Source organism: Algibacter sp., from assembly GCF_039977455.1.
Lineage (GTDB): Bacteria > Bacteroidota > Bacteroidia > Flavobacteriales > Flavobacteriaceae > Algibacter_B.
Genome location: NZ_JBDWDG010000016.1, coordinates 294,270 through 309,682, shown reverse-complemented (window position 1 = coordinate 309,682; position 15,413 = coordinate 294,270). Strand labels below are relative to the sequence as shown.

10 protein-coding genes are annotated in these 15,413 nt (G+C 28.6%); 7 read left to right on the top strand and 3 right to left on the bottom strand.

The window, feature by feature from the left end; genetic code table 11:
• The 3 genes from ABJM36_RS07330 to ABJM36_RS07320 all read right to left on the bottom strand — a co-directional run bounded on the left by ABJM36_RS07330 (position 1) and on the right by ABJM36_RS07320 (position 1,906).
• Positions 1–444 (bottom strand): GNAT family N-acetyltransferase, encoded by a 444-nt coding sequence (locus tag ABJM36_RS07330; RefSeq protein ID WP_348450717.1) that lies wholly within the window; start codon positions 442–444, stop codon positions 1–3.
• Between the two features lie 109 nt (positions 445–553).
• Positions 554–1,471 carry a cation diffusion facilitator family transporter gene (locus ABJM36_RS07325; RefSeq protein ID WP_348450715.1) on the bottom strand — a complete coding sequence of 306 codons (918 nt, stop codon included), beginning with the start codon at positions 1,469–1,471 and terminating at the stop codon, positions 554–556.
• On the bottom strand, positions 1,472–1,906 hold the full coding sequence (locus ABJM36_RS07320) for an RpiB/LacA/LacB family sugar-phosphate isomerase (RefSeq protein WP_348450713.1): 435 nt from the start codon (positions 1,904–1,906) through the stop codon (positions 1,472–1,474).
• 691 nt (positions 1,907–2,597) lie between these two features.
• Between ABJM36_RS07320 and ABJM36_RS07315 the strand changes: the two genes are divergently transcribed.
• The 7 genes from ABJM36_RS07315 (at position 2,598) to ABJM36_RS07285 (ending at position 15,182) form a co-directional block, all read left to right on the top strand.
• On the top strand, positions 2,598–4,076 hold the full coding sequence (locus ABJM36_RS07315) for a T9SS type A sorting domain-containing protein (RefSeq protein WP_348450711.1): 1,479 nt from the start codon (positions 2,598–2,600) through the stop codon (positions 4,074–4,076).
• 285 nt (positions 4,077–4,361) lie between these two features.
• Positions 4,362–6,425: a T9SS type A sorting domain-containing protein gene (locus ABJM36_RS07310; RefSeq protein WP_348450709.1), complete on the top strand. Its 2,064-nt coding sequence runs from the start codon at positions 4,362–4,364 to the stop codon at positions 6,423–6,425.
• 331 nt (positions 6,426–6,756) lie between these two features.
• Entirely contained in the window at positions 6,757–8,559 is a 1,803-nt protein-coding gene (locus ABJM36_RS07305) for a T9SS type A sorting domain-containing protein (RefSeq protein WP_348450707.1), read from the top strand.
• Between the two features lie 202 nt (positions 8,560–8,761).
• Positions 8,762–10,960 (top strand): ribonuclease R, encoded by a 2,199-nt coding sequence (rnr, locus tag ABJM36_RS07300; RefSeq protein ID WP_348450705.1) that lies wholly within the window; start codon positions 8,762–8,764, stop codon positions 10,958–10,960.
• 197 nt (positions 10,961–11,157) lie between these two features.
• Positions 11,158–11,451 carry a heavy metal-binding domain-containing protein gene (locus ABJM36_RS07295; RefSeq protein WP_348450703.1) on the top strand — a complete coding sequence of 98 codons (294 nt, stop codon included), beginning with the start codon at positions 11,158–11,160 and terminating at the stop codon, positions 11,449–11,451.
• Between the two features lie 86 nt (positions 11,452–11,537).
• Entirely contained in the window at positions 11,538–12,215 is a 678-nt protein-coding gene (locus tag ABJM36_RS07290; RefSeq protein ID WP_348450701.1) for a head GIN domain-containing protein, read from the top strand.
• Between the two features lie 156 nt (positions 12,216–12,371).
• Complete coding sequence (locus tag ABJM36_RS07285) at positions 12,372–15,182, top strand: triple tyrosine motif-containing protein (RefSeq protein WP_348450699.1); 2,811 nt, start codon at positions 12,372–12,374, stop codon at positions 15,180–15,182.
• Positions 15,183–15,413: the final 231 nt, after the last annotated feature.

Here is a 15,413-nt window from a genome sequence, read left to right as displayed (position 1 = left end):
CTAGCCTTTTATCATTGCCATATGAGGAATACCATCTTCTAAATACGTATCTCCAACTTCTTTAAAACCTAAATTATTATAGAATTTTAATAAATATACTTGTGCCGATATTTTTATAGTGGTTTCATTAAAATATGTTTTTATCGCTTCCGCGGAAGCCTTCATAATATCATAACCATATTTGTACTTCCTTTCATTTTGGGCCACTACTACCCTACCAATACTAGCACATTCAAAATAATCGCCAGGTTTAAAAATTCGAGTATAAGCCACTATTTTGCCGTTTTTAACACCTAATATATGTAATGACTTTTCATCTTTTCCATCAATATCTTGGTAAACACAATCTTGCTCTACAACAAATACCTCACTACGTAATTGCAATAGATAATACAACTCGTTTGTAGTAAGTTCATTAAAAGATTTTACTTTAATATCTAACATAATAATTAGTTGTTTAAAGGCTTTATTTATAGGTCGTAGCAACCTTTATAATTGAAGTTAAAACTATAATTTATCAAAATATGAAGCAGATTCCTGCCGTTGCAGGAACTTAATCCTGAACAATAATATCCTTGGTATCATTTTTCCCAAATTCTGGTTGAATATTTACATGATTAATATCGTACTTTTCAAATACTAAATGTTCTATATCATGTAAAATAGTATCAAATTGAGATAGGCTAATATCTTGATTAAAATCGATATGGGCTTCTAAATGAATTTCGTCTTCATTAAGTTGCCAAACATGCACATGATGAATACTTTTTACAGTTTCAAATGCATTTATTTCGTTAACAATTTGTTTTATAGATATGGTATCCGGTGTGAACAGCATAAGTACTTTGGTTGAATCCTTTAATAAATCAAAGCCCATCCAAACTAAATAAATTGCTATCGCAAAAGTTAACACACTATCTACCCAAAAAAGTTGATAATATTTCATTAAAAGACCGCCTATTAAAACAGCCACACTTGCCATCAAATCCGTTAATAAATGAAGATAGGCGCTTTTCATATTCATATTAGTTTCAGAATTCTTTTTTAATAAAAGTACACTAAAACCATTTCCTAAAATGGCAACTATAGACAACCATATTACTAAACCAGATTCAATTTGTTGAGGGTTTTGAAATCGCTTTACAGCTTCAATAATTAACAAAATAGCAACAACAATTAACGTGGCAGCATTAATAAATGCAGCTAAAATTTCGGCACGTTTATAACCAAAGGTTTTTTGAAAAGACGCTTTCTTTTTAGTTAAATTATTTGCTAAATAACTAATAATTAAAGATATAACATCACTAAAATTATGCAATGCATCACTTAATAAAGCTAAACTTCCAGAAATTAAACCACCAATAACCTGGGCAATAGTTATAATAATGTTTAAAAAAATAGAAATAAGTAGGTTACGACCTTTTAAGTCGCAATGAGCATGCGAGTGATTATTAGCATGATGATGCTCCATTTAACAAGACAATGGAATTTTATCTATCCTATTTTGGTGTCTTCCCCCTTCAAATTCGGTATTTAAAAATGTTTCTACCATTTTTAATACTTGAGGAATAGCTGTAAACCTTGCAGGAATACATAATACATTAGCATTATTATGTTGCCTAATCAATTCTACTATTTCATTAGTCCAGCATAAACCAGCACGAATTTTTTGGTGTTTATTAGCCGTCATAGCAACACCATTTGCACTACCACAAATTAAAATACCAAAATCTGCTTTGTTAGTTTCAACATCATTTGCAACAGGGTGTACAAAATCTGCATAATCTACACTATCTAAAACATCAGTGCCATGGTTAATTACTTTATAACCTTTAGTTTCTAAAAGTTCTATTATTGCAAATTTATAATCGGTACCTGCGTGGTCGTTTCCTATAGAAATAGTCATTATTATGTATATTGATTTTTATACTTACAAAGGTAGTAAATTATGGATTGAGATAGCCTTTTTACTTAACCTGTATTGTATAAAGAAGTTACATTATTGTATTAAAGAAAAATAAAAAAGGGAATCTATATTATAATAGAATATTATTTAGACTTATAAACAATGTGTACTATTATGTGCATGACATGTTAATAACTGTTAATTAGTTTTTAAAAGAAAAACATTGATTATCCAATAAATTTTACAATCAATAACCTTTAGTTAACATGCAAATTAGTTAATGTAAATTTATAGTTAAGTTATAAGTCTTATATGTGCAGTTGTGAGTCAAAAAGTTTATAATACTTATTAAAAATAGTTGTTAATAGCAGTTATTAACAATTGTTAATAGTAATTATAAATCGCTTTAAATTAAACGACTTAAGTATTTTAAAATTGTTCATTTCGTATCAACAAGATTCTATAAGATATATATCAAAATAAAACTTAAAAAAGTTATACCGCTATTAACACACTATAATAACCACCATTTATTTTTTTAAATTTTAAAAGAAAAATGAATATATATATATATATGTGGATAACTATCATTTTAACCTAAAATTCATAAAAAAAACACTAGTAAAATTCAAGTCTATTTTATCTATAATTCGTTTATTTGCAAATAGTTAATAAAAATAAGACTTTTAAAATGAAAAATTTTTTACATTATTTAGTATTCGTTCCTTTAATCGCTTTATCGCAAGAACAAATAGGTTCAGATATTAATGGTGAAGCAGGTAATAATAAATCAGGAACTTCTGTAAGCTTATCTGCAGATGGTAATATAGTTGCAATTGGTGCACCCGATAATCAAAGTGGTGGAAATGCCCATTCCGGTCATGTACGTGTTTATAAAAATGAAATAAATAATTGGACACAAATAGGTTCAGATATAGATGGTATAGGAAATACAGATTTTTCTGGGAAATCTGTAAGCTTATCTGCAAATGGAAATATTGTTGCAATTGGTGCATATGGAAATAGAGCTAATGGATGGGCTTCGGGACATGTTCGTGTTTTCGAAAATAAATCTGGTGTTTGGACTCAAATAGGTGAAAATATAAACGGTGAAAATGCTTATGATTATTCTGGAAGTTCTATTAGTTTATCTGCAGATGGTAATATTTTAGCTATTGGAGCTTATCTTAATGATGATAATGGAACGGATTCTGGACATGTGCGAGTATATCAAAACATTTCAGACACTTGGACACAAATAGGAAGTGATATTGATGGTGAAGCAGCTTCAGATCAATTTGGTTCTTCAGTTAGTCTATCTTCAAATGGTAAAATTATAGCCATTGGGTCAACTTTAAATGATGGTAACGGTGAAGATTCTGGTCATGTTCGTGTTTTTGAAAATCAAGATAATAATTGGATACAAATAGGTAACGATATTGATGGAGAAAATGAATATGATAATTCAGGAAGCTCTGTGCATTTATCTTCAAATGGTAATATTATAGCTATAGGATCTATTTATAATAACAATGGAAGCGGAACAAAGTCCGGCCATGTACGTATTTTTGAAAATCAAGATAATAAATGGGTACAATTAGGTAATAATATTGATGGAGAAAATCCTTATGATACCTCTGGTTTTTCAGTTAGTCTTTCAGACCAAGGTGATATCGTAGCAATTGGAGCAACAAAAAATAATGATGGAGGAACATTTGCTGGCCATGTTCGAATTTTTAAAAATAATTACGGCAATTGGATTCAATTGGGTAATGATATAGATGGTGAAAATACAGCAGATTCATCGGGTACTTCAGTGAGTTTATCGTCCGGTGGAAACATAGTTGCCATTGGAGCGCCTTTAAATGATGGGAGAGGAGAAAATTCGGGACATGTACGCATTTATGATATAAATAATAACGTTTTATCAACTAAAAACTTGAATTTGGACTACTTTTCATATTATCCAAACCCTGTAAATAATGTTTTAAATATCGAATTAACTCAAGGTCAAGAATTAAAGCAAATTAATATTTACAACATTCAAAGTCAATATCTATATTCTGTAAAAACTTCAAAAATAGATGTAAGCCAGTTAGCTAGTGGTTTATATTTTATTGAGGTAGACACCAACCTTGGTAAATCGGCTAAAAAAATAGTAATAGAATAGGAATAATACTTTTATTTTTTTTTAAAGAGGCTTACATTAATTTGTGAGCCTTTTTTCATTATTACTAAAAAAGTTATACCGCTATTAACACACTATAATAACCACCATTTATTTTTTTAAATTTTAAAAGAAAAATGAATATATATAAGTCTAAAAAATACAGAAAATATGGTATTAATTTAATTAAAATGGAATTATTTCGTACATTGTATATCTACAACTAAAAAGCAATTTAGTTTTCCTCACAGAATTTTAGCAAATTAATTTATTAACCTAAAATTTGGTATGATGAAAACATTTTACTCTTTTCTTTCCGTATTCTTTTATTTCTCAATGCTCTTTGCACAACAAACTTATGTTCCTGATGATAATTTTGAGCAGGCATTAATTAATTTGGGCTATGATAATGTTTTAGATAACTATGTACTAACAAGTAATATTGATGGTATAACAAATTTAGATGTAAGTAATTCTAGATTTTCTGATGACGATATTTTTGGTATACAGGATTTAACCGGTATAGAGGATTTTACTGCTTTAGAAGAATTAAACTGTAGTATTAATAGTTTAACAAGTTTAGATTTAAGCTCCAATCTTGCTTTAGAGTATGTGTTTTGCGAAATTAACGACCTAACTAGTATTAATGTTTGTTCTAATACAGCTTTAAAATGGCTTATTTGTAGATCTAATAATTTAATAAGTTTAAATGTAACTTCTAACCCGGCTTTAGAAGTTTTAATTTGTGAAACTAACGAATTAACAAGTTTAAATGTAAGATCAAATCATAATCTTGTTAGATTACGTTGTGGGGATAATAAGCTTGAGTTTTTAAATGTAAAAAATGGAAATAACCATAATTTTGATTCTGATATTGTAATAGGTTTTGATGCTAGTGGTAATCCTGATCTATCCTGTATTTTAGTAGATGATGCTGCTTATAGTAACGCGAACTGGTCTTTTAAAGATGATACTGCTTTTTACGATGAATATTGTTTGTTACCATCATTAACATATATACCCGATGATAATTTTGAACAGGCATTAATAAATTTAGGTTATGATGATGTTTTAGACAATTTTGTAGTATCAGGTAATATAAATAATATTACAAATTTAGATGTGAGTAATAGTAGATTTGGAAATGATGATTTTGGTATTATAAATTTAACTGGTATTGAGGATTTTACAAGTTTAGTAAGTTTAGATTGTTCTTATAGTAATATTACAAGTTTAGATTTAAGTTCTAATGGATTATTAGAAACCTTGTTTTGTAATGTTAATGATTTAAAATCTCTCAATGTTGCTTGCACTCCAAATTTAAAAACTTTAAATTGTGATAGTAATGAATTAACCCAATTAAATGTTAGTTTAAACCCAAAGTTAGAATTGCTATACTGCGTTACAAACCAATTAACAAGTTTGGATGTAAGTGCAAATACTACCCTTGTACGATTACGATGTGCGGATAACGAATTAACATATTTAAATGTAAAAAACGGAAATAATATAAATTTTGATAGCGACGTAGTATTAGGATTTGAGGCCACCTCAAATCCTAATTTAACATGTATTCAGGTAGATGATGCCGCTTATAGTAACGCAAATTGGTCTCATAAAGATGATATTGCTAATTATAATAATAGTTGTTTTAACCCTTTTTTGGTTTATTTACCTGATAATTTTTTCGAGCAATATTTTATTGATTTAGGGATTGATGATATTTTAGATGACTATGTTTTGTTAGATAAATTAATTTATATACAAAAACTAGATATTAGTAATAAAAATATTTCAGATTTAACCGGTATAGAATATTTTACTGATTTAGAAACATTGTACTGCCAAAACAATAAACTTACTAACTTAGACTTAAGTTTAAACACCGCACTAACATATTTAAATTGTTCCGATAATCAATTGGAAGCGTTAAATTTAAAAAATGGCAATAATGCTAATTTTACTTATTTAAATACTACTGGAAATAATGGTTTAATGTGTATACAGGTAGATAATAAGGATTATAGTAGTAATTATTGGAAAAGTGATGGAGCTAAACATTTTTGTATAGATAAGTTTACTGAATTTAGTGAAAGTTGCGAATCGTTAGGTGTACACGAAATATCGGATATTAGTTTTAGGTTATATCCAAATCCAATTTCAGAAAAGCTTACTATTCATCTTCAAAATGGTTTTGAACTAAAAAAACTAAGTATTTATAATCATATAGGGCAACTTATTAATCAAGAGATGCAAAATACTATGGATGTTTCTAAACTATCCAAGGGCATATATTTTATCCAAGTTGAAACCAACCAAGGCAAATCAACCAAAAAAATACTCAAAGAATAGTAATAATTCTTTCAAAACTTAAAAAGGCTCACATTAATTTGTGAGCCTTTTTTATTAATATTAAAAAGGTATTCCGTTATTTCTAAGATAAAAAAACGTTTTTTTTTACTATTTCAAAAATTAAATAACATAACCTTTCAATTCAATAAATTATCTTAAAATGTTATAATAATTGCATATAATGTTACAATAGAAGAATGGTTTTTAATTAATACTAAATATATTTAAGTGTGTAAAAAAACAATACTTTATGTATTAAAATATTTGTTATTTAATATATAAATGATTTCGTTTTTTACACTATTAATTCAATAATTAAAATTGAGAAATCATGAACAAATTTAACTTTATTATTTATTTACTATTAGTTACTACAACACTTTCAGCACAACGAACTTACGTGCCCGATGATAACTTCGAACTAGCCTTAATAGATTTAGGACTTGATGATGCTTTAGATAATTATGTATTAACATCTAATATAAGTGGAGAAACAAGTTTAAATATAAATAATAAAAATATATTAGATTTAACAGGTATTGAAGGTTTTACTGCTTTAAAAACCTTTTACTGTCAGGATAATAATATAACTAGATTAGATGTGAGTTCTAATACGGCTTTAGAATATTTGAATTGTGCACTGAATGATTTAAGCACTTTAGATGTGAGTTCTAATACAGCATTAATAGAGTTGCATTGCTTTAATAATGAATTAAGCGCTTTAAATTTGAATTCTAATACAGCTTTAGAAATATTGGGTTGTAGTTTTAATGAATTAACCTCTTTAAATTTGAGTTCTAATGTAGTTTTAAAAATGTTGAGTTGTGGTAATAATGAATTAACCAGTTTAGATTTGGGTTCTAATACAGCTTTAGAATCTTTAGATTGTAGAAGTAATGAATTAATCGTTTTAGATTTAAGTTCTAACATAGCTTTAGAATCTTTACATTCTAGTGTTAATAATTTAATAGCCTTAAACGTAAATTCAAACACATCTTTAAAAACGTTGGTTTGTGATGATAATGAATTAACCAGTTTAAATTTGTTCTCTAATCCGCAGTTAGAATATTTAGACTGTAATAGTAATGAATTAAGTACCTTAAATTTGAGTTCCAATCTAGCTTTACGAGAATTGTTTTGTTATAAAAATCACTTAAGAAGTTTAGATTTGAGTTCCAATCTAGCTTTACAAGTGTTGAGTTGTTTTGGAAATGATTTAGGGAGTTTAGATTTGAGTTTTCATACAGATTTAAGAAAAATGGAATGTAGTAATAATAAACTAACTAGATTAAATTTAAAAAATGGTAATAACAGGCAAATTGAATATTTTTATGCGAAACAAAACCCAGATTTAACCTGTATTCAAGTAGATTTTACAGAATATAGTAATGCTAATTGGTATAATGGTAAAGATAATATTGCTAGATATTCTGAATATTGTAGTAATAATGATCTATCTGCTTACTTACCTGATAATTACTTTGAGCAACATTTAATAGATCTCGGCTATGACGATTTTTTAGATAATTATGTATCTATAAGTGCCATTAAAAGTATAAAAAAATTAGATATTAGTAAAAGTAGTATTTCAGATTTAACGGGTATTGAATATTTTACTGCTTTAGAAACATTGTATTGTCAAAATAATAAACTCATCCAATTAGATTTAAGTTCAAATACAGCATTAACGGCCTTAGATTGCTCTTCTAATCAATTAGAAAGTTTAAACCTGAAAAATGAAAAAGAAACAAAATTTACTGCATTAAATACAACAAAAAATAGTAAGTTATATTGTATTCAGGTAGATAAAGAAGACATTAGTTATTTAAATAAAAATAGTTATACCTCTAAACACATTAATTTTGATAAGCATGCAAAAATAAGCGAAAGCTGCACAGAAATTAACAAAACAGAAGATGCTGATTACAATATTTTTCCAAATCCTGTTTGTAATATTTTAACAGTAAAAAGTATTCATACTATTAATAAGATTACAGTCATAAATTTACAAGGCATAATAGTTTTAAATACCAATAAACAAACTATAAATTTTAGTAGTTTAAAAAAGGGGATTTATATATTACGGCTTGAAAATAAGGGAGGAACAGTATTTAAACAGGTTGTTAAAAATTAATAAAAGCTAAGTTATAGAATAAAAACTTAAAAAGGCTCACATTAATTTGTGAGCCTTTTTTCATAAAATAATATTAACAAAACACCCATTTAATATTAAAACCGTAGCTTTGTAAAAAGAAAAAGCAAATTCTTCACATTAATAATGCTATTTAATAACAAATTTCCAATACCTTAGGAAATATAAAGATTACAATAATTACATGAGTAAAAAAAGAAAAGGAAAATCCAAAAAGAAAGGTATTTCCAACTTAACAAATACCATCTTAAGTATTTTAAAAAAAGAAAGAAACCAGAGTTTTAATTATAAGCAAATTGCGGCCAAATTAGGAGTTAACGATGCCAGTAGTAGGAATCAAATTATAAAAACGCTTGCCAAATTAGCTACCCAACAAGAAATAGAACAAGTAGAACGAGGTAAATTTAAAGCTGTTGTTAACACAGAATATCACATTGGAAAACTAGATTTAGCGGCTAAAGGAAACGGATATATTATTTGCGACGATTTTGAAGACGATGTCTTTATAGCATCCAATAATATTAACAAAGCATTACATGGCGATGAAGTTGAGTTTTATGCCTACAAACGAAGAAAACGTGGTAAGGCAGAAGGTGAGATTACCAATATAATAAAACGTGCAAAGTCAGAGTATGTTGGTCTTATTCAAATACACGAGAAAAAGAATTTTGCTTTTGTAGTAGTTGATAGTAATAAAATGTACAAAGATATTTTTGTACCTATTAACAAAATAAATAAAGCCGAAGATGGCGATAAAGTATTAGTATTATTAGAGGATTGGCCAGAAAAGGCCGATTCTCCAAACGGGAAAGTACTTGAAGTTCTCGGTAAACCAGGAGAACACAACACCGAAATTCATGCTATACTTGCAGAATATGGTTTACCATTAGAATTTCCACACGAAGTAGAGACTTTTGCAAACAACATTGACACGTCTATTACCGAAAAAGAAATAGCAAAACGTCGCGATATGCGTAAAGATTTAACCTTTACCATAGACCCTAAAGATGCTAAAGATTTTGATGATGCTCTGTCTTTTGAAGTGCTCGATAACGGACTCTACGAAATAGGAATTCATATTGCCGATGTATCACATTATTTGGAAGAAGGTACTATTTTAGACGATGAAGCTTACGAGCGTGCCACATCTGTATATTTAGTAGATCGTGTGGTACCCATGCTTCCAGAAGTATTATCAAACAACGCCTGTTCTTTACGTCCGCACGAAGAAAAATATACATTTTCGGCAGTTTTTCAAATAAATGATAAAGCAGAAATTAAAAACGAATGGTATGGCAGAACGGTAACATACAGTGATGCACGTTATGCTTACGAGGAAGCGCAAGCGGTAATAGAATCTAAAACCAATGTTATTCCCGCAGAGGTTTCTTTAACAGGGAAAACATATAAAACCGATCAAAAATTAGCCGATGCCATATTAAAAATGGACGAATTAGCAAAAATTATGAGAGGGAGACGCATGCGCGATGGAGCCATTTCGTTTGATAAAGTAGAAGTAAAATTCAACTTAGACGAAGCTGCTAATCCAGTAGGCGTATTTTTTAAAACTAGTAAAGATGCCAATAAACTTATCGAAGAGTTTATGCTATTGGCAAACCGAAAAGTTTCAGAATTTATTGGTAAACAATCACCTAAAAAAACATTTGTTTACCGTGTACACGACGAGCCAGACGATAGTAAACTAGCCTCATTACAAAATGTTGTAGGTCGTTTTGGTTATAAATTAAATTTCAAAGATAGAAAAAGTACAACCGCATCTTTAAATAATTTACTAAAAGAAGTAAACGGTAAAAAAGAGCAAAACCTGGTTGATACTTTAACTATTAGGAGTATGAGTAAAGCCGAATATACCACCCATAACATTGGGCATTACGGCTTAGCTTTTAATTATTATAGCCACTTTACATCGCCAATACGTCGTTATCCAGATGTTATGGCCCATAGGTTACTACAACACTATTTAGATGGCGGAAAATCGGTTAGTGAAGAGGATTACGAAGAAAAATGTAACCATTCCAGTAATATGGAAAACCTAGCAACAAAAGCCGAACGCGACTCCATTAAATACATGCAAATTCGTTTTATGGAAGACCATAAGGACGAAGCCTTTGTTGGTGTCATTTCTGGCGTAACAGACTGGGGGATTTATGTAGAAATAATTACTAATAAATGCGAAGGTATGGTTAGCGTTCGCGATATGAAAGACGATCATTACGCCTTCGATCAAGATCTATACGCTATGGTTGGTAAAAGTAACGGCATGGTTTACCAATTGGGTGACGAGGTAGTCGTTAAAGTTAAAAACACCGATTTAGTTAAAAAACATCTCGATTTTAATCTATTAGGAAAACCACAACAATAATATATTTATAACTATTAGGGCGTTACCACAAGTAGCGGGATTTAGTTCGTTAGTTTCCATTATAAATTAATGAACTCATGAATGTAAACATTTCGGCAGTCGCTTTTTTGTGTTGCATATGTGCACCAATGCAAAAAGAGCTTCAACAAAGCCTCAATCCCTAACGCAAACTAAAAGCATAACCAAAATAATTTTTCATGGTATTAACAACAACAAATTCAATAGAAGGTTTTAAAATTAATGATTACTTAGGTATTGTTACCGGTGTATCAAGTGTTATAAAAACATCTTTTTCTTTTAAAACCGAAAAAAACAATGCTTTAATTTCAGAGGTTATTCATAAAGCAAAAGAAGAAGCCTTTCAAAATTTAAAAGAAAATGCTGCTAATTTAAAAGCTAACGCTATTGTAGGCATTCAATTAGATATGGAAACCGAAGCCGGATCCTATTTCTTTATATCTGTTACAGGTACTGCTGTTAATGTTTTATAATAGCGTATAATAAAGTTTTCATAAAGTAAATAACTAATGGAATAATTCTTGATAGTTTTGCGTTAAAATAAAAAACAATAACACCAATGAAAACTATAATTAAAGTAATTGTACTGTTTGTAACAACTGTGTGTTTAGCACAAAATCCAATAGAAAAAACTGTTGGAGAGTTTAACGAATTAAAAGTTTATGATTTAATAGAAGTAGAACTAATAAAATCGGATATCGATAAAGTTTCCGTTACCGGAAAGAATGCTGTACACGTTTTAGTAAATAATAAAAATGGTACTTTAAAAATAAAAATGAAGTTTGAAGAAGCTTTTGATGGTAATGATACTAAAGTAAAATTATTTTATACTAATGTTGATGTTATTGATGCTAATGAAGGTGCAAAAGTACATTCAAAAGATCTTATTGAGCAATTCGAAATAGATTTAAATGCTCAAGAAGGCGCTTATATTGATGTCATCCTCGGTGTTAAATATACTAATGTTCGTGCGGTAACTGGTGGTACGGTTAAGGCATCCGGTAAAGCAAATAATCAAGATATTTCTATTTATACTGGCGGGATTTATAACGGTAAAGAATTAAAAACAGAAGTGAGCCAAGTTTCTATTAAAGCAGCTGGCCAAGCTCAAGTAAATGCTAGTAAAAAAGTAGTAGCCAAGGTGAGAGCTGGTGGTGAAATTTTAATTTATGGAAATCCAAAAGAAATTGAAGAAAGTAAAATTTTAGGTGGAAGTATCACAAAGGTTGAAGAATAAGTTCTCCTAAAAATAAAAAATAAGTATATAAGAAAAACCTTCTATTTAGAAGGTTTTTTGCGTTTATATCATTTTAATTTCTCAATACATAAACTATACAGTGTTGCTTATACAAGCTGTTTTTACTACCTTGGTAACTAAACAAAACTAAAACTAGTGAAATATAGTAAATACCTAGTGTCTCTTTTTTTGTGTTTGTTTTTTTTAAAAGCAGCTTCTCAAGAAAGACCACCGATAAATGTATTTTATCCCGAAGATTATGGGGCAGAACCACAAAATTGGTCTATTTCGCAATCTAGTAGTCGGTTTATATATGTTGCTAATAATAAAGGGTTGCTAGAATATAACGGCGCGAAATGGACGTTTTATGATTCGCCAAACCAAACCAATATTAGGGCTGTTCATGTTATAGATAGTTTGATTTATACGGGGAGTTATCACGATTTTGGGTATTGGAAAAAAAATAATTATGGGGTTTTAAATTATACATCACTTTCCAAACATTTAGAAATCGATTTACTGGAAGATGAAGAGTTTTGGAATATCATGTCTATGGATAATTCCATATTATTTCAATCTCTAGATCGTATTATTATTTATAATAAAGTAACTAAAAGTTATGGTATTGTTAACTCTCCAACTAAAATATCTAGACTTTTTAAAGTAGATACTAATTTCTATTTTCAAAGTTTAAATAATGGTTTATATAAAATAGAAAATGGAAATAGCGTTTTAGTTTCTAATAACGATCTTATTAAAAACAATGTTATTGTAAATATTTTTACTTCAAATAGAACACCTATTATTCTTACGCAAGACCATGGTTTTTTTCAACTAATAAATAATAAATTAAATCCTTGGATTAGTTCTGCTTCAGCAGTTTTAAAAAATATAAGTGTCTTTAGTAGTATACAACTTAAAGATGGGAGCTTTATTTTAGGCACCATCTCTAATGGCCTTATTCATATTACTCAAAATGGCGATGTAAATTATAAAATTAACCAATCTAATGGTTTAAGTAATAATACAATTTTAGCACTTTATGAGGATATCGATAAAAATATTTGGCTAGGTTTAGATAACGGAATAAACTGCATAAATATTAAATCGCCTTATCATATTTACTATGATTATAATGGTAAGATAGGTAGTGTTTATACTTCTAAAATATATAATAACAAGCTTTATTTGGGTACAAATCAAGGGTTATTTTGTAAACCATTAGATAGTAACCAAAAAGTAGAATTTTTAGAAGGTACTCAAGGGCAAGTTTGGTGTTTAGATATTATTAATAATACGTTGTTCTGTGGGCATAATTCAGGTACTTTTATAGTTAATAACAAAAAGGCTACCAAAATAGCTAATGTTCAGGGTACTTGGCAAATTAAACCTATTGCTAAGCATAAAGATTTACTAATTCAGGGGAATTATAACGGATTAAATGTTTTACATAAAAGTAATGGCAAATGGCAGTTTAGAAATAAAATAAAAGGTTTCGATATTTCTAGTAGATTCTTTGAGTTTATTGATAATAATGAGGTGTACCTTGTCCATGAATATAAGGGGGCATTTAATATTAAAATGGATAAAGGGTTTAGTAAAATAATACAAATTACCAAGGATAGCCTAATGCCTATTAAGCATAACTCTAGTTTAACAAAACACTACGGCGATATTTTATATTCAAATATTAACGGCGTTTTTAAGTATCAAAAAGCTTCTAATAAATTTGTAAAGGATAGTGTATTAAGTCAGTTAATTGATAAAGATAATTTTAGTTCAGGTATAATTGTTTCAGATAGTTTAACAAATAAATTATGGAGCTTTTCATCTCAAGGAATTAAGTATGCTACGACATCTAGTTTAAGTGGGGACAATAGAATTAACAGCATTTCTTTTTCCGAAGATTTAAGAAAAGGGGTGTTAGATTATGAAAGCGTTACACATTTGGGAGACCAAAAGTATTTATTTGGTTCCACCACCGGATATTTTGTTTTGGATTTAGATAAACTAGGTAACCAAGATCATGAGATTACCATAAATCAAATAAAAGTAAGTACCTCTAAAGTAAAAGATAGTATTAAATATGTTGATATAACTACTGTTCCCGAATTTAAAAACAAAGAAAACAATATCCAGTTTTCATATAGTATTTCGGAGTTTTCTAAAATACAAAAACCAGAATATCAATATAAGCTAGTTGGTTTATATAACAATTGGAGCGATTGGTCTAGTAAGGGTACTATTTTATTTGAAAACCTTCCTTTTGGTGAATATACGTTTAGTGTAAGAGGTCGAGTTGGCTATCAATTTACAGAAGGTATTAAAACATTTACTTTCCAGATACAAAGGCCATGGTATTTATCAAACCTAGCAATTGCGCTTTACGTGCTTGCAATATTATTATTTTCCCTGTTTATGCATATTATTTATAAGCGGTATTATAGAAAGCAACGCGAAAGACTAATGTTAAAAGCCACAAGAGAATTAAGTCTTAAAGAATTAGAGAATAAGCAGCAATTAATGCGCTTTAAGAACGAAAAATTAAGAGAAGATATTGATGCTAAAAATAGAGAATTGGGTCTTTCTACAATGAATCTTATAAGGAAAAACGAATTTTTAAATACCATTAAAAAAGAATTAGAAAATGCCGAAGGAAAAAATATTAATAAGGTTATAAAAATTATTGATAAAAACCTTAATAATACCGATGATTGGAATCTGTTTCAAGAAGCTTTTAATAATGCCGATAAAGATTTTTTAAAAAAGATTAAAAGTTTACATCCAAGTTTAACAGCAAACGATTTACGTCTTTGTGCCTATTTACGTTTAAATTTATCTTCAAAAGAAATAGCACCTTTATTAAATATTTCTTCACGAAGTGTAGAGGTGAAACGTTACAGGTTAAGAAAGAAAATGGATTTAGCTCGCGAATCTAGTCTTACAAATTACATTTTAGAAATTTAATTTCCACAACAAGATTAATTTCCACCTATACAACACCACAACATTGAGTGTTTTTTTACTTTTTTACATATTATATTTTAAGGTATAATTTGATAATAAAAGCCTATAATTATTGGGTTTTTCATATAATTTGATACTTTTTTTTATCATGTATATTTTTTGTTGAGGTGTTTTTTGTTAATAATACCTTAAGGTCTTCTTAATTTTACCTTAAACAAAAACTAACATATT